Source organism: Macrococcoides goetzii, assembly GCF_002742385.2.
GTDB lineage: Bacteria > Bacillota > Bacilli > Staphylococcales > Staphylococcaceae > Macrococcoides > Macrococcoides goetzii.
The window spans coordinates 1-20,308 of sequence record NZ_MJBI02000013.1 but is presented as its reverse complement, the minus strand read 5'-3'; the positions used below and the strand labels follow the sequence as shown (position 1 = coordinate 20,308).

Here is a 20,308-nt window from a genome sequence, read left to right as displayed (position 1 = left end):
TAATATAACGGTGAAATTGTAATTTGTCAAACTAACATGTACCTTGTATGAAGGATTTAATCTTAACTTTCAATCTTGAAATTGCATTATGAATTGTTTTCAGCGATTCATTCTCAATTGCTGCCATCGCTTTGACAGGCATCTGTTCCTTTAAATATTCCAGGACGCGATATTCAAGCGGACTCAATTGCAATGCAACAGGCGTCATACGCGACTGTAAATCAACAAGTTCACTTTCAATATCAGGATGCAATGCATTCATATCCTGTATGAACGCTTCAAGCGATGGTTCATCGTCATACTGCGTCGTTTCAAAGCTCACAATAGGTCGCTTTCGTTCTTTCTGCAAGTCCCTCACATAATCCAGCAGCGCATATTTCAAATGGTAAAAATAAAACCTTTCAAAATTATCGCTTTTTATTGGGTCATAGACTTTCACAGCCTGATATAACGCAATCAGACTCTCTTGATATAAAGCTTCATGGTCTCTATACGAAATTTTACGAATATGCACTTCAATACCATTACGTAGTCTTGCTACAAGACTATCAAAAGCATCTATATTACCACTTTGAATATCCTTTACAATTTGTTCTACCGGCTTTAGATGATACATTGTTTGTTCTTCACAAATCATTTGTGTATAAGTTTTAAACATACGCTTAACCTCTAGATGTATTTTTCTTTAGGTTAAATCTAATAAATGATTATCTCAAACAATAAAATTATCTTGAATTAATAATCTCCGCGCCTTAATCTTTCTAATCGCTCTTTCGTTTCCTGATCGATTTCAATACGTGTACGCGGTTTATTGTTATCCATCTTCACCATATCTTTCGCCACATTGATTTCTTCTTCACGCAAATTGTTGATAAACTCACGGGACGGGATTCTTAACGCACCGCTGCCAAATATCGTATGTTGTTCTGATAAATCACTCGTTACGACCTTGATCGTTGTAATGTGCTTTTCATACATCTCGTAGACAAGCCGTTCAATGACTGCATCAGCCGTTTCCTTTTCTCGAGAATAAACAACACGGATGCCATGAAACACTTCTTCACGCTCATGAGATTTCACATCATATGCATCGAACACTACAATCATTTCATCCGCAATACGTGCATTATAATTCGCAATTTCAAGCAATAGTTGAATACGTGCCTCTTCTAATGACTCTTGTGCGAGTTGTTTGAGTCGTGAACTTTGTCCGATGACATTATAACCATCAATGATGGTATATTTTTTTATCATGCGTCAAGCGGGTTCCTTTTACGATAAACTTCGTACATTAACAAACTCGCTGCCACTGAAGCATTCAAACTATTAACATGTCCAACCATTGGTAAGTGAATTAAGAAGTCACATTTATCTTTAACGAGCCTACTCATTCCTTCACCTTCTGAACCGATAACAATCGCAAGGTTCATATTAGCATCCATCTTACGGTAATCAACTGATTTGCTGGCATCCGTCCCCGCAACCCAATATCCTGCGTCTTTCAGTTTATCTATTGCCTGACTAATATTCGTGACACGCATTACTGGCACATGTTCAATTGCACCTGTGGAAGCTTTCACAACCGTTTGGTTTAAGCTTACTGAGCGACGTTTCGGAATCAATATACCGTCTATTCCAATCGCATCTGCCGTTCTTAAAATAGAACCGAGATTATGCGGATCTTCTAAACCGTCAAGAATCATAATCGTGCTTAACTTATCTTTATCACGTGCATTTAAGAAGTCATCCAGATCAACATATTCATAAGGTGAAATCATCGCCATAATCCCTTGATGTGGTACATCCGATAAATGGTCAAGCTTTGATTTCGGTACTGTCTGTACAATAATCTTTCTTTCCTTACATAAATTTAATATGCTTGAAATTTGTGATTTATTAATACCTTCCTGGATGAACACTTTATTGATTTCGTGATCTGACTCAATCGCGCTTTTCACAGCATGACGTCCTACTATCATTTCATCAGTTGTTTCTTTTTTCATTATTTATCCCTCATTTCACATAACGTGATGATTTTATCCAGCAGCGTCTGTAATCGTTCTGTTTCATTATTTAAATGTAAATAACCGATCACCGCTTCAAGTGCGGTACTTTTCTTATAGGAAATAACATCTGTATTTTTCGCACGGGTATGACTTTTGGCATTACGTCCGCGCATTAATATTTCCGTTTCCTGTTCAGTGAAATAACCTTCATCAACTAAAGTATCAAACGTTTGTGCCTGACTTTTAGCAGATACAAAAAATGTTGCCTGACGATGGAGTTCATTCGGCTTTTTATTCTTTTCTCTTACAATATAATTTCTGACATGTAAATCGAGTACTGCATCACCTAAATAAGCAAGTGTCAGTGGATTATAAAGACTCGCTTCGTTAACCACGTTTAAATCTCACACCTTGTGCCGTATCTTCCAGAATAATATTTTGTTCTTTTAATAAGTCTCGAATTTCATCTGCACGTGCAAAGTTTCGTTCTTTACGTGCTGTTTCACGTTCTGCTATTAATGCTTCGATGTCAGTATCAAGCAATTCTTTTTCTTCAACCAGTTTGACACCTAATACTTCACTAAAGATTTCGAACACTTCCAGGAAACGATCGATCACTTTTAAATCTGTTGATTCATTCTGATTATATATATTCGCTTGTTTCGCTAATTCATACCAAGCTGTAATTGCATTTGCTGTATTAAAATCATCATCCATCGCTGTTTCAAACTGCACTAAAATATCATCAACTACTTTGATCATCTCAGTGTGATCAACAATCCCTACAGAAATTTCTTTTCTTTCCTGCAGTGCTGCATATGCATTTTGAATACGTTCAAGTCCTGCTTTCGCACTAGAAACAAGCTCCATATTGTAGTTGATTGGATTTCTATAATGTACGCTAATCATAAAGAAACGTAATACGTTCGGATTAACTTCTTTAATGATATCGTGCACTAAAATAAAGTTACCTAACGACTTACTCATCTTCTCATTATCAATATTGATAAAACCGTTATGCATCCAGTAATTTGCAAATGTTGTGTCGTTATGTGCTTCAGATTGCGCGATTTCATTCTCGTGGTGTGGGAATGTTAAATCAGAACCGCCTGCATGGATATCAATAGAATCACCTAAATGTTTCTTCGCCATTACTGAACACTCGATATGCCAGCCTGGTCGACCTTTACCCCATGGAGAATCCCAGCTGATTTCACCAGGCTTCGCTGATTTCCATAACGCGAAATCTAACGCATCATCCTTTAGTTCCCCCGTTGCAATACGTGCACCGACTTTAAGTTCGTCAATTGACTGATGACTTAACTTCCCGTAACCATCAAATTTACGTGTTCTAAAATAAACATCTCCGCCACTTTCATAGGCGTAGTCTTTCTTAATCAATTCTTCGATAAATAAAATAATATCATCCATATGATCCATAACACGTGGGTGATGTGTCGCATGCTTACAATTAAGGGCACTCGTATCTTCAAAGTATGCTTCAATAAATCGATCAGCTACTTCTGGCACAGTCGAATTTAATTCATTGGCAGCTTTAATGAGTTTGTCGTCAACATCTGTAAAGTTCGACACGTAGTTGACTTCATAGCCACGGTATTCAAAGTAACGTCTAACGACATCGAAACTGATTGCAGGACGTGCATTACCGATATGAATGTAGTTATATACGGTAGGACCGCACACATACATCTTCACCTTACCTTCTTCTAATGGCACGAACTTTTCTTTTTTACGGCTTAACGTATTATATAATGTAATCATCAACAATCTCTCCTTTTTTTGTCGCCTCTATATGACGTTCTAATTCTTTTAATTTCTCATAAATCGGATCCGGTAAATTTGTATGTTCAAAGCTCTTACCAACTTTAACACCATTTTGTTTTACAATGTGTCCTGGAATACCTACTACAGTAGAGAAGTCAGGTACGCACTTCAGTACGACAGAATTCGCACCAATATTTACATTGTTACCGATTTGAATATTCCCGAGTACTTTTGCACCTGCCGCAATCAACACGTTATCTCCGATATCAGGGTGACGTTTACCATTCTCTTTCCCTGTACCACCTAACGTCACACCTTGATAAATTGTTACGTTATTGCCAATCGTACACGTTTCACCGATGACAATGCCCATACCATGGTCAATGAACAACCTTTTACCGATCTTTGCACCAGGGTGAATTTCAATACCTGAGAAAAATCTTGAAATTTGACTGATAGCACGTGCGATAAAATACATTTTACGATTAAAGAACCAGTGCGCAACTAAATGCCACCATACAGCGTGTAATCCTGAGTATGTCAAAAACACTTCTAAACTACTTCTCGCAGCCGGGTCCTGTTCAAACACCATATTAATGTCATCTTTAATTCTTGCGAACATACACACACCTCCCAATATAAAAAAGAAGCACCTCTAAAATAAGAGGTGCTTCTGCACGGTTCCACTCTGATTAGTAGATAAATCTACTCACTTTAAAATATTTAAATAGAATTCATGAGATGCATTCAACAATTAACTTATCACATACTTGCACCAACCGTATGCTCTCTTTAGATAATTTAACTATCTACTTATTCTCATATTCTGATTATAATAGATTGCGATTATTTTTCAACTATTTTTGTTTCATTATGCGTAAACACTTAAACGCTCGATAACTTTATCTTTACCTAATAACTCCATTGTATTCGGTAATTCAGGACCATGTGTTTGGCCAGATACCATCACACGAATCGGCATGAATAAGTTCTTACCTTTAATACCAGTTTCTTTCTGAACTGCTTTAATTGCCGCTTTAATACTTGCTGCGTCAAAAGTATCTAACGCTTCAAGTTGAGCTGTTAAAGCTTTAACAAGTTCAGGTACTTGCTCACCGTTTACAACTTCTGTAGCTTCTTCGTCTAACGTTAATTCATCTTTGAAGAATAACTCAGATAATTCAACGATTTCACCAGCGTAGCTCATTTGTTGTTGATATAAACTTACTAAAGATTTTGCCCATGCAAGTTCTGCTTCTGTTGGGTTATTTGAAATAAGACCTGCTTTTTCCATGTGCGGTAACGTCATTTCAAATACTGTATCTAAATCTTTCGTCTTCATATATTGGTTGTTGATCCATGCAAGCTTTTGTTTATCAAAGAATGCTGGTGATTTGCTTAAACGTTTCTCATCGAACATTTCGATAAATTGCGCTTTCGAGAAGATTTCTTCTTCACCTTCTGGAGACCAGCCAAGTAATCCGATAAAGTTGAATAATGCTTCTGGCAAGTAACCCAAATCATGATATTGTTCAATAAATTGAATGATCGAACCATCACGCTTAGATAATTTCTTACGGTCTTCATTTACGATTAACGTCATGTGGCCAAACGTCGGGATATCATATCCTAACGCTTCGTACACCATCATTTGTTTCGGTGTATTTGAAATGTGGTCATCACCACGGATAACGTGAGTGATTTCCATAAAGTGATCATCGATTGCTACCGCGAAGTTGTACGTTGGAATACCATCTTTTTTCACGATAACCCAGTCACCGATACCGTTAGAATCAAATGATACTTCACCTTTAACCATATCGTTAAATGTATAAGTTTTGTCTTTCGGTACACGAATACGAATCGCAGGTTCGCGACCTTCAGCAATTAACGCCGCTTCTTCTTCTTTTGTTAAGTGTGCATGTTTACCGCCGTATCTCGGCATTTCACCACGTGCAAGCTGTGCCTCACGTTCTGCTTCTAACTCTTCAGCAGTCATATAACAACGATATGCTTTATCTTCAGCTAATAACTTTTCAATGATCGGATTGTAAATATGCGCACGCTCTGATTGGCGGTAAGGACCAAATCCTCCATCCTTATCAATCGATTCATCCCAGTCCATACCTAACCATTGTAAGAACTTTAACTGACTCGCTTCTCCACCTTCAACATTACGTGCAGTATCTGTATCTTCAATACGGATGATAAAATCTCCGCCGTTATGTCTTGCAAATAAATAGTTAAATAATGCAGTACGTGCATTACCGATGTGTAAGAAACCAGTCGGACTTGGTGCATATCTTACTCTTACTTTACTCATTATATTCACTCCATTAATTAGTTTTCTTTAATAATAATACCACAGCTTGCGCTTGTATTCCTTCTTGTCGGCCTAAATAGCCCATCTTCTCATTCGTCGTCGCTTTGACATTCACATTGAAAATGTCCGTATTTAAGACGTTCGCAATAGATTCACGCATCGCGTCAATATGCGGTCTGAATTTCGGCTTTTCCGCAATGATTGTTGCATCTAAATTCCCGATTTCATAACCTAAATCAAGGACGTGCTGGTACGCATCTTTCAATAAAATCTTAGAATCCGCCCCCTTATATTTAGGATCATCATCCGGGAAGAACTTTCCGATGTCACCAAGAGACACCGCACCTAAAATCGCATCCGTAATCGCATGTAATAATACGTCAGCATCACTATGGCCCAGTAAGCCTTTATCGTGTTCAAGCTCAATCCCGCCGATGATTAAAGGTCGACCTTCGACTAATTGGTGTACATCATATCCATATCCAATTCTCATCATAACCCTCTTTTCTTGAGTATTGCTTCCGCGAAGAACATGTCTTCCGGCGTTGTAATCTTGATATTGTCGTAATCACTTTCTACGATATGAACTTTGGAAACACGTTCAACAAGTGATGCATCGTCAGTACCTAAAAAATAATCTGCATCTGCTTTATTATACGCATCGAGTAGTAACTGATAGCTAAATGCCTGTGGTGTTTGTATTTGCCATAATTCATCTCGCTTTAACGTTTCTTCAACTTGATTGTTTTCTATACGTTTAATGGTATCTTTTACTTTCACAGCTGCGATAACGCTGTGATTTTGTTGTACTGATTCGTATAGTTTGTTTAATGTATCTTGCGTAACAAATGGTCTTGCTGCATCATGCACAAATACATATTCACATGGCGCAATCGCTTTTAATACGTTATAAATACTGTATTGGCGTTCACTACCACCTTCAGTGATAACGTCTATTTTACTGTAATTTGTGAGCATCGATTGTAACGTGCTTATTTCATCACGTTGCGCAGCCAGATGAATCGCCCGACAATTATCATCATTTTGAAATACTTGAACGGTATGTTCAAGTATTGATTTATGATTGATTGTCAGTAATATTTTATTTTGATTCGCCTGCATGCGTTTACCCATGCCTGCTGCCGGAATGATTACATCATACATATTAGTCATTCACTTTCTTTGTAAATATAATTCTGCCTGAAGCAGTCTGAAGTACTGATTGTACTTCCACGTTCACTTGTTTATTAATTAAATGTTTACCATTCTCTACAACGACCATTGTGCCATCTTCTAAATATCCGACGCCTTGGTTCTCTTCTTTCCCAGCTTTCGTCACATTCAGCATAAACTTATCACCTTGAGCGACAACTGGTTTAATTGCTTCAGATAGGTCATTCACATTCAATACTTTAATGCCTTGCACCTGACACACTTTATTTAAATTAAAGTCTGTTGTAATAACGCTCGATTTCGATTCTTTTGCCATTGCGACTAATAATTGGTCGACTTCTTTAATATTTTTATTACCTGGGACAATCTTTATCGGGTGACCTGTGTTCTGAAGCTGACTTAAAATGTCCAGTCCACGTTGTCCTTTATCGCGCTTCATACCGTCTGTTGAATCTGCGATAAGCTGTAATTCATCTAATACGCCTTGTGGCACAATGATAGTACCGTCTAAAAACCCACATTCTACAATGGAAAGAATTCGTCCATCAATAATTGCTGATGTATCAAGTAACTTTGTGTTATCTAACACTCGCTTTTTGCTCGAACTACTTTGGAATCGTTCTGGTAAGAAACTTTGAATTTCATCACGTTTCTTTAGTCCAACCTGAAACCCTAAATAACCTAATACAACCGCCAGAATAACCGGCACTGTATTTTTGAGTAATGTAAAGCCCATGAAGTTAAAGATTAAACTGATCATCGAAGCAATCATCAATCCTAAAATCATACCAAGCGTTGCAAAGATAAGTTCCATAAAATTAATGTTTAATAAAGATTTTTCACCTTTAATAATGAGGTTAACTACGCGATCAATCAACCAATAAAATAAAATAAAAAAGACAATAATCCCAATCGCACCATCAACATATGCATTCTTCAGAATTTCAGGAACATTCAAATTAAATAAACGAATCAGTTCAGGTATCGCAAAAATCCCTAAGCTTGCACCTACTACAATAAATATTAACGTTACTAATTTCTTTAACATATTTTCACCTCCTTAAAATGCAAGCTTTAATGCTTCACTTATATTTGTTACACCAATCACTTCGATATTCCCTGGGAAATCCCAGCCACCGATATTGTTCTTTGGAATAATAACACGTTTGAATCCAAGTTTTTCAGCTTCCTGCACACGTTGTTCAATACGCGCCACACGTCTTACTTCTCCAGTCAAACCTACTTCTCCGATAAAGCAGTCATCACCACGTGTAGGTTTATCATTATAGCTAGAAGCAATACTAATAATAATACTTAAATCAACAGCGGGTTCATCTAATTTCACACCACCTGCTACTTTGACATAGGCATCCTGTTGCTGTAACAGATAACCTTGTTTCTTCTCCAGTACTGCCATTAACAGTGTTAAACGATTGTGATCAATACCCGTCGCCATACGTCTAGGGTTATGAAATGATGTCGGTGATACTAATGATTGAACTTCAACAAGGAGTGGACGTGTGCCTTCCATTGTAGCAACAATCGTAGACCCGGCTACATTCTTCGTACGTTCTTCTAAGAACATTTCGCTCGGGTTTAATACTTCTGTAAGGCCAGTATTGCGCATTTCAAATATACCCATTTCGTTTGTAGATCCGAAACGGTTTTTCACGGCGCGTAAAATACGGTAACTGTGATGAGTATCGCCTTCAAAATAAAGTACAGTATCTACCATATGCTCAAGTAATCTCGGGCCTGCAATTTGTCCTTCTTTTGTTACGTGACCAACGATAAACGTCGCAATATTCATCTGTTTTGCAATACGCATTAATTCCTGCGTACATTCACGGACTTGAGATACTGAACCTGGTGCGCTCGTTACTTCCGGATGAAAAATCGTTTGAATCGAGTCAATGACTAAAAACTTCGGTTGCATCTTCTTCACGGTTTCATGTATGATTTGAAGATTTGTCTCCGCATATACATCTAACTCTCCGGCATCTTCTTTTAAGCGATCTGCACGGAGTTTTGTTTGTCTTACCGATTCCTCACCAGATATATAAAGTACAGGATGACGCTGTGACAACATCGCACAAACTTGCAGTAATAATGTTGACTTTCCGATACCTGGATCTCCACCAATGAGTACGAGTGACCCAGGAACAATACCACCACCTAATACACGGTCAAGTTCTCCCATTTGCGTATGGTCTCTTGGCACACTTTCTTTCGTTATATTTTTTAATTTTTCTACTTTAGAATTTGAATCTTGCTGATGTATTGCTGTTTTTGGTCCTTTTTGTTTATGTTCGATGACTTCTTCCATTTGATTCCAGGCACCACAATTCGGACATTTACCCATCCATTTTGGGGACTGATAACCACAGGCCATACATTCAAAAGTTGATTTCACTTTAGCCAATATATTCCCCCCCATTATAATATGTATTTATTTTAAATCTTTTTGCATATTTAGACAATGTTAACCCCTAATATGATGCAATAATATTTAAAAAATAAAAATACTGCTGAAATAACAGTGTTTCTACTATTATTTCAGCAGTATATGTTTCATTATTGTTTTTCTTTTGTAATTACAAATTCGCCATCTTTATAGTCAATTGTCACATTGTGACCAGCTAATTCTTCGCCTTTTAATAACTCTTCAGATAACTTATCTTCGATGTTCTTTTGGATAGAACGTGTTAACGGACGTGCACCATATTCTGGATCGTATCCATCATCGGCTACTTTTTCTTTCGCAGCATCTGTTAATGTAATATAAATATCTTGTTCTTTTAAGCGTTTCGTTAAGCCATTGACCATGAACGTAACGATTTCTTTTAATTGTTCTTTCTCTAACTTATGGAATACGATAATATCATCAATACGGTTTAAGAACTCTGGACGGAACTGTTTCTTTAACTCATCCATCATCGTCTTACGGATAGTTTCATAATCTTGTGCCGCATCACTACCACCGAATCCTACGAATTTATTATCTTTTAATTCCTGAGCCCCAACGTTACTTGTCATAATGATTACAGTATTTCTAAAGTCTACTGTACGCCCTTTAGAATCCGTTAATCGACCATCATCTAATACTTGTAATAACATGTTAAATACATCAGGGTGAGCTTTTTCAATTTCATCGAATAAAATAACTGAATACGGTTTGCGGCGTACTTTCTCAGTTAATTGGCCACCTTCTTCAAAACCAACATACCCTGGAGGAGAACCCACTAAACGAGACACACTATGTTTCTCCATAAATTCACTCATATCTACGCGAATCATTGCATCTTCTTCACCAAACATCGCTTCTGCTAAAGCTCTTGCAAGCTCAGTTTTACCAACACCAGTTGGTCCTAAGAAGATAAAGCTTCCGATTGGACGTTTCGGGTCTTTTAGTCCAGCACGTGCACGACGTACAGCTTTAGAAATTGATACAACCGCATCATGTTGTCCTACTACACGGTCATGTAAAATTTCTTCTAAGTTCAATAATTTTTGTGATTCAGTTTCTGCAATTTTATTTAATGGAATACCCGTCCAGTTCGCAACAACAATTGCAATATCATCAGGTGTTACTGACGTGTTGTTAGAACCTTGCGTTTTTTGCCATTCTTTTTTCGTTTCATCTAATTGTTTTTCAAGTTGTGATTGTTTATCACGTAACGCTGCTGCTTGTTCGAATTCCTGAGAATGTACTGCAGCATCTTTTTCATTTTTTACTTTTTCAAGTTCAGCTTCAAGTTCTTTTAAACTTGGCGGCGTTGTATAGTTACGTAAACGCACTTTTGAACTTGCTTCATCAATTAAGTCAATCGCTTTATCTGGTAAGAAACGATCAGAAATGTAACGATCGCTCATTTTTACGGCTGCAACTAAAGCTTCATCAGAAATTTGAATACGGTGATGCGCTTCGTAGCGGTCACGTAAACCACGTAAAATTTCAATTGCATCTTCTACATTTGGTTCATCTACCTGAACAGGTTGGAAACGACGTTCTAACGCTGCATCTTTTTCGATGTATTTACGGTATTCTTCTAAAGTTGTTGCACCGATACATTGAATTTCTCCACGTGCTAATGCAGGTTTCAGGATGTTTGATGCATCAATTGCACCTTCAGCACCACCAGCACCAATTAATGTGTGTAATTCGTCAATGAATAAAATGATGTTGCCAGCTGCATGAATTTCATCCATCACCTTTTTAAGACGTTCTTCGAATTCCCCACGGTATTTCGTACCAGCAACAACTGTGCCCATATCTAAACTCATAACACGTTTACCTTTTAACGTTTCAGGCACTTCATTGTTTACAATTGCTTGTGCTAACCCTTCTACAATTGCAGTTTTACCAACACCTGGTTCACCGATTAATACCGGATTGTTCTTCGTACGACGGCTTAACACTTCAATGATACGTGTTACTTCATCAGCACGACCAATAACAGGGTCTAAAGTACCGTCTTTAGCGATAACTGTTAAATCACGCGCTAAACCATCTAATGTTGGTGTGCCTTGTGCTTTCGCTTCACCATGACCTTTAGCATCCATTTCCGGACTACCTAATAATTTAACAACTTGAGAACGTGCTTTCGTAATATTTAAATCAAGATTTGCAAGCACGCGTGCTGCAACCCCTTCATTCTCACGAATTAATCCTAATAGAATATGCTCTGTACCAACAAAATTATGGTTAAGTTTACGTGCTTCATCTAATGATAATTCAATTACTTTTTTAGCACGTGGTGTGTATTGAATCGTTCCACCCATATCTGTGCCATGACCGATTAATTGTTCTACTTCCTGTACAACTTTTTCTTCTGTAATGTTATATGCTGCTAACACTTTCGCAGCAATACCATCAGGTTCTTTCACAAGGCCCAATAATAAGTGCTCTGTGCCGATATTATTATGATTTAAACGAATCGCTTCTTCTTGTGCATGTGCTAACACACGCTGTGCTCTTTCAGTTAATCTACCAAACATATTTTATCCTCCTTACAAATGCTCTCGTAGCATTTGTGCTCTTTTTTCATCTATTTGTTTATTCTCTGGATACAATTTATCAATAAATGGTGCCTGTATAGCAACCATCAGTTCATTAAATCTAAACGGCGTATCTTTTATGATGCCCATATCAATACCCAGTTTAATCTCACTTAACCTAAGACTTGCTTCTTCTACAGAAATTTTATGACTATACTTGAGTATCCCTAAGCTTCTGTAAATTCTATCTACTGTATCGACATGGTCATAATTATTCATACGCTTACGCATATTGATTTCTTCTTCAATAATTTGTTCAACAACCTGCGTTAGATCATCTATGATACTCTCTTCAGATTTACCAAGCGTCAGCTGATTTGACACTTGATACACATGCCCTAAGGCCTGTGTACCTTCCCCATAAATACCACGAATCGTAAATCCAAACCGATTAATCGTTTGTGCGATTCGCGACATACGTTTCATTATAGAAAGCCCCGGCAAATGTAGCATAACACTTGCACGTAAACCCGTTCCTATATTCGTTGGGCAAGTTGTAAGATAACCGTAGTGCTCATCATAAGAAATCATAAGTTTTTCATCAAGTTTTTTGTCTATAGTGCGAGCTTTTTCATATAAATGGTGCAGTGATAAATCATGTCCTAAAACTTGTATCCGAATATGATCTTCTTCGTTAACCATGATACTTTCTGATTCATCTTCATTGATTAATACTGCACCATGTTTCGTATCCATCAATTCTTTGCTGATCAAATGTTTAACAACCAGCATTTGGCGCTCTTTCATCGGTGTTTCAGACATCTTTATTAGTTCGTAATCCTCCGTTAATACATTCGACACTTCTTCAATTACTTTATCAGCAGTATCTTCAGCAAACATCATCGGATGCACGAAATTTTCCAGATTACGTGCGAGTCTGATACGTGAACTTAAGATAACGGCAGGTTCATCAGCTGTCTGCATCCAGTCACTTAATATATTCTGAAGATGTTTATTCAGCATGTGCATCTCCACCTTCCTTCAGTGCACGAATCTCATCACGCACACCAACCGCTTCTTCAAACGCTTGTTTTTCTACTAATGATTGTAATTTCTCTTCCAGTGCTTCTATCTTTTTCTTCAGTGCAATCTTTTCTTGTGATTTATGTGGTGTTACACCAATATGCTGTAAATTACCAGCTTGCACACGTTCAATGACTTGCGGTACATAATCACTAAATGTGTTATAACATTCATGACAACCAAATTTGCCGATGTGTAATGCTTCTCTTAAAGTCAGTCCACAATTTGGACACTTGTCAGGTGTATGGGCTGCTTGAAACTCACCACTATTTAACAAGTGTTTGAGTAACTGATTCATTGAAAATTCTTCTTCGTATGGCATACAATCTCTCCTTAGTTATAATGAATGATATTCAGCACATTTTGTAAAATATTAGCACGTATATAATCACGATAAGGTACATCTACCATTAAAACATCACGATGAATCGTACCAAGTATAATCTTTTTCTCGCGCTCATTAATCAATTCATTTTGGTGTAAACCTTCTATAATACGTTCAGCATTTTGTTGTGAAATCTGTTTCCCTGTTAATTCCATTAAATGCTCAATAAACGCTGCCTTATTATTGGATTCAATCTTTGTGATACGAATATAACCTCCACCACCACGTTTACTTTCAATCTGATAGCCGTGTTCATTCGTGAAGCGCGTTTTAATGACATAGTTCAACTGTGAGGGAACGCAATCAAACTTTTCAGCAATATGTGCACGTTTAATTACGACAACATCATCCTGCGCTTCTTCAAGTAACTGTTTTAAATATTGTTCAATTATATCTGACATATTGTGCATGACATCACCCACCTTTGACCTTCTTTGACTTAATTATATTTAATCCTACTTTGTTAATCAAATAATTTGTTTGACCTTTCTTGATGAACAAATTTTCATGATAAGTTGAAAATTTGTTTAGCGCTTTCATTCGTTGTATAGTATGATATCTATAGTATAAAAAATATGACTAAAGGAGAGATTTCATGAATTATATTATCGGTATCGTCGGTCTTGTTGTCTTCTTGTTACTTGCGTGGGTTATGAGTTCAGATAAAAAGAGTGTGCGTTGGCAATATATCGGCATCATGTTGGCCATTCAGTTTCTACTTGCTTTTCTTTTACTTAAAACTTCAGGTGGTATTAAATTAGTAGAAGCATTAGCTACAGGTTTTGGTTATTTATTAGGCTATGCAGAACAAGGTGTCAACTTCGTATTTGGCGGTCTGGAAAATCCAGCTGTCGGTAAAGTACCTGCTGCTTCAACATTCTTTATGGATGTATTATTACCGATCACATTTATTTCAGCTTTAATCGGAATCTTGCAGTACTTAAAGATCTTACCGTTCATTATTAAATACTTAGGATGGCTGATTTCTAAAGTAAACGGTATGGGGAAATTAGAATCATTTAATGCAGTAGCTGCAGCAATTTTAGGGCAATCAGAAGTATTCATTTCTATTAAGAAACAATTACCTTTTATTCCAAAGCATCGTTTATATACATTGACTGCTTCAGCAATGAGTACGGTATCACTATCTATCGTCGGGGCATATTTTACGATGATTGAACCTAAATATGTCGTGACAGCTATTATCTTAAACTTATTTGGTGGTTTCATCATTGCTTCAATCATCAATCCTTACGTTGTTTCAGCAGAAGAAGAAAATGCTGTAATTATGGGTACAAATACAGATGAAAAGAAACAATCATTCTTTGAAATGTTAGGAGAATATATTTTAGATGGATTTAAGGTTGCGGTAATTGTTGCTGCAATGTTAATAGGATATATCGCTTTAATCGCGATGCTTAATGGTATCGTTGATGCATTTACACCTGGTGACGTCAACTTCCAGACTATTCTAGGTTATGTATTTGCACCACTTGCATTCTTAACAGGTATTGCATGGGATGATGCAGTGCGTGCAGGATCGATTATGGCTACAAAACTTGTATCAAATGAGTTTGTTGCAATGTTAGACGTTCAATCAATTGTCAAAGGTAATACCGGCGAATTATCAGAACGTGCAATTGGTATTGTATCAGTATTCTTAGTATCATTTGCGAACTTCTCTTCTATCGGTATTATTGCAGGAGCAATCAAATCATTGAACGATGAACAAGGTGATGTCGTGGCTCGTTTCGGTTTAAAATTATTATATGGTGCAACGCTTGTATCATTTATCTCAGCAACAATTGCTGGATTCTTCTTATAATAGTAAAAGCTCAATCTGAAATTCAGATTGAGCTTTTTTTGATTAAAAACCTTTTTTCATACCAACCACACCAGTTTCAGAAATATTATATGACATTATTTCTGAAACATCATGTCTGCTTGATGGATAATGTTCTTTAATACCTTTACCTATTGCAATGCACATTACAGGTGCATAACGTTCACTATCAATATTTAAGGCATCTAGAACTTCAAGACGCTCAAATCCACCGATAGGATTCGTGTCATAACCGTAATCTTTTGCAATCAGCATAAACTGCATCGCTGCCATACTAGCATCCATCATACCTTGCGCATACATTAATTCTTTAGGCGCTTTATCAATTAACTGCTGCATAATTTGTGTATTTTCAGTTTTTACAATTTGATTCATATAACCTTTTGAAACATTCTTCTGCATTATTCTATCCAGATCGTTCACATGATTGTTATCTGAAAGTACAAGGACAAATGCTGCACTAGTATCAAGTTGACGTGTATTAAATTGCACAAGATCTCGAATCGCTTCTTTCGCTTCATCTGACTCAATGATGACAAAACGCCATGGCTGTAAATTAATAGAGGATGGTGCTTTAGTAGCAAGTGCAATCATTTCTTCCATCGTTTCTTGTGGAATTTTTACTTCGGGATCGAATTCTTTAATAGAATGACGTGATTCAATTGCTTCTTTTAATGTTAATCCTTTCATTAATAAATACTCCTTTATCACTTTTTTATACTGATAGATTATAGCACGCATTAAATTATTTCTAAAAGAAAAAAACTCCAGTGTGCACTGGAGTTTATGATTGAACCATTTCTTCTATAAAATATTTCATAATCTTATAATCTTCAGTAAGTTCCGGATGGAATGATATACCGAGATATTTTCCTTGTTTAACTGCTACCATCTTATCTTCTACTGTGCTTAACACTTCCACTTCTGAACCAACTGACTCAATATGTGGCGCACGGATAAAAACTGCATTGACTTGTTCTTCAATGCCTTTAACGTCTAGATCGGCTTCAAAGCTATCGACTTGTCGTCCAAATGAATTACGTTCAACCGTGATATCCATCTTCTTTAGATGACCTTCATCATAACCGACGATATCATTTGCAAGTAAGATTAAACCAGCACATGTACCATACATCGGTAAGTCACTTTGGCGTAACGTTTCAGTAAAGCCATAGAGATCCATCAAGCGACGCATCGTTGTTGATTCTCCGCCGGGCAATACTAATCCATCGATATCTTCTAGTTGTTCTACACGCTTTACAGGCACTCCAGTGTGACCTGCTAGTTCAATATGATGAATATGCTCTCTTACAGCACCTTGCAGTGCTAATACACCTATCTTCATCTTACCAGCCACGTTCCTGCATTCTTTCTTCTAAAGAAAGTTTATTAATATCTAAACCTTTCATCGCTGCACCTAACTCTTTAGAAAGTTCACCGATTAATTTGTAGTCTTGATAATGCGTTGTCGCTTGAACGATTGCTTTCGCAAATTTCTCAGGTGATTCTGATTTGAAGATACCAGAACCTACGAATACACCGTCAGCTCCTAATTCCATCATTAAAGCTGCATCCGCTGGAGTAGCTACACCACCTGCAGCAAAGTTTACAACTGGTAACTTACCTAAAGCTTTAATTTCTTTTAATACTTCATATGGTGCACCTAAAAGTTTTGCTTCTGTCATAATTTCATCATCGTTCATTACAGATAATTTACGCACTTGTGCATTTACTTTACGTAAGTGACGCACAGCTTCAACGATATTTCCTGTACCAGGCTCACCTTTCGTACGTAACATCGCTGCACCTTCACCAATACGACGCGCTGCTTCTCCTAAATCACGGCATCCACAAACGAAAGGTACTGTAAATTCATCTTTCTTTAAGTGGAATTCTTCATCTGCTGGTGTTAATACTTCTGATTCATCGATATAGTCAACACCCATAGCTTCTAATACACGTGCTTCTGTAATATGACCGATACGACCTTTTGCCATAACAGGAATAGATACTGCATTCATTACTTCTTCAACGATGCGTGGGTCAGCCATACGCGCTACGCCACCTGCTGCACGAATATCACTTGGTACACGCTCTAATGCCATTACCGCTACTGCCCCAGCAGCTTCAGCAATCTTAGCTTGTTCAGCGTTAACAACGTCCATAATAACGCCGCCTTTTTGCATTTCTGCCATACCACGTTTAACTTTATCTGATCCTACAATTTTACTCATCTTTACACCTCAAAATAGTCTGAATTTTTGTTTACATAGACTAATGTAACGTAATATTTGGTATTATAAAAGTACCAGTTTTTAATAATATTAAGGGGTCAGTTTATATGGAGATGCTCACATATCGCTTTGAGGACAATGAATTTTTATATACACAGCTTTATCGATTTATTAAAGAAGATATATTAGGTGGAAAACTACAGTTTAATGAAAAACTACCCTCTAAAAGAAAACTAAGCAACCATTTAAATTTAAGCTTAACAACAGTAGAAATTGCATATCAGCAGCTCTTAGATGAAGGCTATATTTATTCAAAACCTAAAGTCGGATTTTTTGTAGAAGATATCCAGACGATTCATAAGATACCTCGGGAGACGGTGGAATTGGAGGAGAATATAGATTCTAGTAATAAGATCTCATTTAAAATTGAAGACAGTCACATTAAATCATTTCCATTTCAGAAGTTTCGAAAATATGCGCGTGATGCATTTGAAGAAGAACAATTTGAATTACTTGAACGAGGTAATGTACAAGGAGAGTTATCGTTAAGAAACGAAATCCGAAGGTATTTATATCATTCTCGCGGAGTCAATTGTAGTAATGAACAAATTATCGTAGGCAGCTCTACTGAACAACTGTTTACTTTATTAACGAGAATCTTAGGAGAGCGTAAGTATTATATTGAAAATCCAGGATATCCTTTGATCAAGAAAGTTTTGAAGTATGAGAAACGCGATTATATCAATGTTAATGTTGATGAAGATGGTATTATCGCAAGTGATTTAGGTAATGGTGCCAGTGTCGTTCATGTCACGCCCAGTCATCAATTTCCAACAGGCGTTGTGCTTAGCGCGAAGCGCCGCATTGAATTATTAAAATGGGCAGATAATGGTGACAGATTTATTATTGAAGATGATTATGATAGTGAATTCCGATATAAGGGAAGACCTTTGAAAGCTTTACAAGGTATGAGTGCGAGTGACAAAGTTATATATATGAGTACATTTTCGAAGTCGATTTTCCCTAGTATTCGTGTAGCTTATATGGTTTTACCGAAGTTATTGTTGGAGAAATATTTTACTCTAGAAAATAAACCTAATAATACTGTTCCCAAGCATATACAGTTTATGATTACATCATTTTTAAGAGATGGTGAGTTTGAGCGCAATATTAATCGTATGCGTAAAATATATAAGAAGAAATTAGAACTTACATTGGATTTGATTGATATTTATTTTAATGATTTCGAGATATTTGGAAGTGATGCTGGAATGCATTTTGTATTAGAAACGAAAGAGAAATTAAATACACGTGATATTGAAATAAATACAATTCAAGATTATTATGAAGGGCAGAATACACGTTATAGCAATCAATATATTATTGGATTTGGAAGTTTTGAGGATGATAAAATAGAAACAATTATTAAGCGGTTATTGCAATAATTTATGGAGGCTCAAATGCTACTCAAACGACATCATCGAAACTTTTACTATCAATATTTATGTAAAATAAATGGACGAGTTATTCTGGAAGACCTGGATTATCAAAACTTAAGGAATTATTTAAAGGGATTTGAAGGAGAATATGCTTTTTTTGAGCATATAAAAGATTTTGAGCAATTAGTACGCATATGGGATTTAACGCTAGATATGTTTGGCACAGCCCAATATGATTTCTTATTTATTGCAAATGATACGGTTATACATATTGATATTAAAAATTATTCAGGATTATATCGATTTGATAACGGTAACTTTATTAGTGAACAAGGTTACGTACATCAAGGGCTGCTCAGTCAACTAGATCGAGCACACCGTAAACTAGAACAATTTATAAAGATGAATCATTTTCAGTACAAAGTTAGTAGCCGAATTTTATTTGTGAATCCTGAATTTAAGTTGAAAGGTTACAATGGAAATGAACATATTGTACTTTTTAGTCAAATGACTGAAGTAATAACATATTTGAAAACACTTGTTTCTCATAATGAAGATATGAAATTGGGGCTCTTATTAGTTGAACATCATGTAGATAAAGATTACAATCGCGTTCACTTTTATGATTACGATTATATAGAAAAAGGGATTAAATGCATTAGCTGTGGTGCTATTGGGATGTTTGAAGAAAAGTCTCAACGAACAATGCAATGTATTTGTGGTTTTGAGATAGGTAAAAAAGATTATATCGTTGAAGCTATAGAAGATATTAGTTTATTTAAAAATGGCAGTTTTACGAGAAAAGAGCTTGAAAAATATACTGGTGTGAATGCTACGACATTGAAGAGATATTTACATCAATATTGTGAGAAAATTGGGAGTTTTAAAGATGCAACATACAAAATTAAAAAAGATTGATTTCGAGTGGGCTGTATTTTTATGTTACAGCCCACTCAGTCTTAGAAATACACATTTTTCTACTTTGAGTGGGCCGTAAAAAGCTAATACAGCCCACTCATATAAACATGTGATTAAATAT

At 36.5% G+C, this 20,308-nt stretch carries 21 protein-coding genes and 1 other annotated feature; of the genes, 3 read left to right on the top strand and 18 right to left on the bottom strand.

The features are described 5' to 3' along the window. Positions 1-31: 31 nt before the first annotated feature. From BFS35_RS13200 to BFS35_RS13130, 15 genes are all read right to left on the bottom strand, one after another. On the bottom strand, positions 32-658 hold the full coding sequence (locus tag BFS35_RS13200) for a sigma factor (protein ID WP_099577348.1): 627 nt from the start codon (positions 656-658) through the stop codon (positions 32-34). 77 nt (positions 659-735) lie between these two features. Then, complete coding sequence (locus BFS35_RS13195) at positions 736-1,254, bottom strand: NYN domain-containing protein (protein WP_099577346.1); 519 nt, start codon at positions 1,252-1,254, stop codon at positions 736-738. Then, a complete protein-coding gene (rlmB, locus tag BFS35_RS13190) occupies positions 1,251-2,003 on the bottom strand; it encodes a 23S rRNA (guanosine(2251)-2'-O)-methyltransferase RlmB (RefSeq protein WP_099577344.1) in 753 nt (250 codons plus the stop codon). Before rlmB ends, BFS35_RS13195 begins: the two co-directional genes overlap by 4 nt. After that, positions 2,003-2,401, bottom strand: a complete 399-nt coding sequence (locus tag BFS35_RS13185; protein WP_099577342.1) for a Mini-ribonuclease 3 — start codon at positions 2,399-2,401, stop codon at positions 2,003-2,005. The genes rlmB and BFS35_RS13185 overlap by 1 nt, the downstream gene beginning before the upstream one ends. Continuing rightward, entirely contained in the window at positions 2,394-3,788 is a 1,395-nt protein-coding gene (gene cysS, locus BFS35_RS13180) for a cysteine--tRNA ligase (RefSeq protein WP_099577340.1), read from the bottom strand. Before cysS ends, BFS35_RS13185 begins: the two co-directional genes overlap by 8 nt. Further along, complete coding sequence (gene cysE / locus BFS35_RS13175) at positions 3,772-4,413, bottom strand: serine O-acetyltransferase (protein WP_099577338.1); 642 nt, start codon at positions 4,411-4,413, stop codon at positions 3,772-3,774. Before cysE ends, cysS begins: the two co-directional genes overlap by 17 nt. A 38-nt stretch (positions 4,414-4,451) precedes the next feature. Beyond that, positions 4,452-4,620: a binding site (T-box leader), on the bottom strand. A gap of 42 nt (positions 4,621-4,662) precedes the next feature. Beyond that, complete coding sequence (gene gltX, locus BFS35_RS13170; RefSeq protein WP_099577336.1) at positions 4,663-6,114, bottom strand: glutamate--tRNA ligase; 1,452 nt, start codon at positions 6,112-6,114, stop codon at positions 4,663-4,665. Positions 6,115-6,127: 13 nt separating this feature from the next. Beyond that, positions 6,128-6,610: a 2-C-methyl-D-erythritol 2,4-cyclodiphosphate synthase gene (gene ispF / locus BFS35_RS13165; RefSeq protein ID WP_099577334.1), complete on the bottom strand. Its 483-nt coding sequence runs from the start codon at positions 6,608-6,610 to the stop codon at positions 6,128-6,130. After that, positions 6,607-7,287 carry a 2-C-methyl-D-erythritol 4-phosphate cytidylyltransferase gene (ispD, locus tag BFS35_RS13160; protein WP_099577332.1) on the bottom strand — a complete coding sequence of 227 codons (681 nt, stop codon included), beginning with the start codon at positions 7,285-7,287 and terminating at the stop codon, positions 6,607-6,609. Before ispD ends, ispF begins: the two co-directional genes overlap by 4 nt. After that, positions 7,280-8,335, bottom strand: coding sequence for a PIN/TRAM domain-containing protein (locus tag BFS35_RS13155; RefSeq protein ID WP_099577330.1), 1,056 nt, complete (start codon positions 8,333-8,335; stop codon positions 7,280-7,282). Before BFS35_RS13155 ends, ispD begins: the two co-directional genes overlap by 8 nt. A gap of 12 nt (positions 8,336-8,347) precedes the next feature. Then, positions 8,348-9,709, bottom strand: a complete 1,362-nt coding sequence (gene radA / locus BFS35_RS13150; RefSeq protein ID WP_096077851.1) for a DNA repair protein RadA — start codon at positions 9,707-9,709, stop codon at positions 8,348-8,350. A gap of 152 nt (positions 9,710-9,861) precedes the next feature. Then, positions 9,862-12,285, bottom strand: coding sequence for an ATP-dependent Clp protease ATP-binding subunit (locus BFS35_RS13145; protein WP_099577328.1), 2,424 nt, complete (start codon positions 12,283-12,285; stop codon positions 9,862-9,864). 12 nt (positions 12,286-12,297) lie between these two features. Continuing rightward, positions 12,298-13,308, bottom strand: coding sequence for a protein arginine kinase (locus BFS35_RS13140; RefSeq protein WP_099577326.1), 1,011 nt, complete (start codon positions 13,306-13,308; stop codon positions 12,298-12,300). Beyond that, the gene (locus tag BFS35_RS13135) at positions 13,298-13,690 is read right to left on the bottom strand and encodes a UvrB/UvrC motif-containing protein (RefSeq protein WP_099577324.1); all 393 of its coding nucleotides are present in this window, start codon (positions 13,688-13,690) and stop codon (positions 13,298-13,300) included. Before BFS35_RS13135 ends, BFS35_RS13140 begins: the two co-directional genes overlap by 11 nt. An 11-nt stretch (positions 13,691-13,701) precedes the next feature. Further along, positions 13,702-14,163, bottom strand: a complete 462-nt coding sequence (locus tag BFS35_RS13130; RefSeq protein WP_099577322.1) for a CtsR family transcriptional regulator — start codon at positions 14,161-14,163, stop codon at positions 13,702-13,704. A 185-nt stretch (positions 14,164-14,348) separates the two neighbouring features. Between BFS35_RS13130 and BFS35_RS13125 the strand changes: the two genes are divergently transcribed. Further along, the gene (locus tag BFS35_RS13125) at positions 14,349-15,578 is read left to right on the top strand and encodes a NupC/NupG family nucleoside CNT transporter (RefSeq protein ID WP_099577320.1); all 1,230 of its coding nucleotides are present in this window, start codon (positions 14,349-14,351) and stop codon (positions 15,576-15,578) included. A 42-nt stretch (positions 15,579-15,620) separates the two neighbouring features. Here the strand turns inward: BFS35_RS13125 and BFS35_RS13120 are convergent, their stop codons facing one another. From BFS35_RS13120 to pdxS, 3 genes are all read right to left on the bottom strand, one after another. Next, on the bottom strand, positions 15,621-16,286 hold the full coding sequence (locus BFS35_RS13120; protein ID WP_099577318.1) for a nitroreductase family protein: 666 nt from the start codon (positions 16,284-16,286) through the stop codon (positions 15,621-15,623). A gap of 94 nt (positions 16,287-16,380) precedes the next feature. Continuing rightward, positions 16,381-16,941: a pyridoxal 5'-phosphate synthase glutaminase subunit PdxT gene (gene pdxT / locus BFS35_RS13115; protein ID WP_099577316.1), complete on the bottom strand. Its 561-nt coding sequence runs from the start codon at positions 16,939-16,941 to the stop codon at positions 16,381-16,383. A gap of 1 nt (position 16,942) precedes the next feature. Then, on the bottom strand, positions 16,943-17,830 hold the full coding sequence (pdxS, locus tag BFS35_RS13110; RefSeq protein WP_099482278.1) for a pyridoxal 5'-phosphate synthase lyase subunit PdxS: 888 nt from the start codon (positions 17,828-17,830) through the stop codon (positions 16,943-16,945). A gap of 107 nt (positions 17,831-17,937) precedes the next feature. Here pdxS and pdxR point away from each other — a divergent pair, with 107 nt between their 5' ends. Continuing rightward, positions 17,938-19,275, top strand: coding sequence for a MocR-like pyridoxine biosynthesis transcription factor PdxR (gene pdxR / locus BFS35_RS13105; protein WP_099577314.1), 1,338 nt, complete (start codon positions 17,938-17,940; stop codon positions 19,273-19,275). Positions 19,276-19,290: 15 nt separating this feature from the next. Then, positions 19,291-20,187 carry a nuclease-related domain-containing protein gene (locus BFS35_RS13100; protein WP_158554333.1) on the top strand — a complete coding sequence of 299 codons (897 nt, stop codon included), beginning with the start codon at positions 19,291-19,293 and terminating at the stop codon, positions 20,185-20,187. Positions 20,188-20,308: the final 121 nt, after the last annotated feature.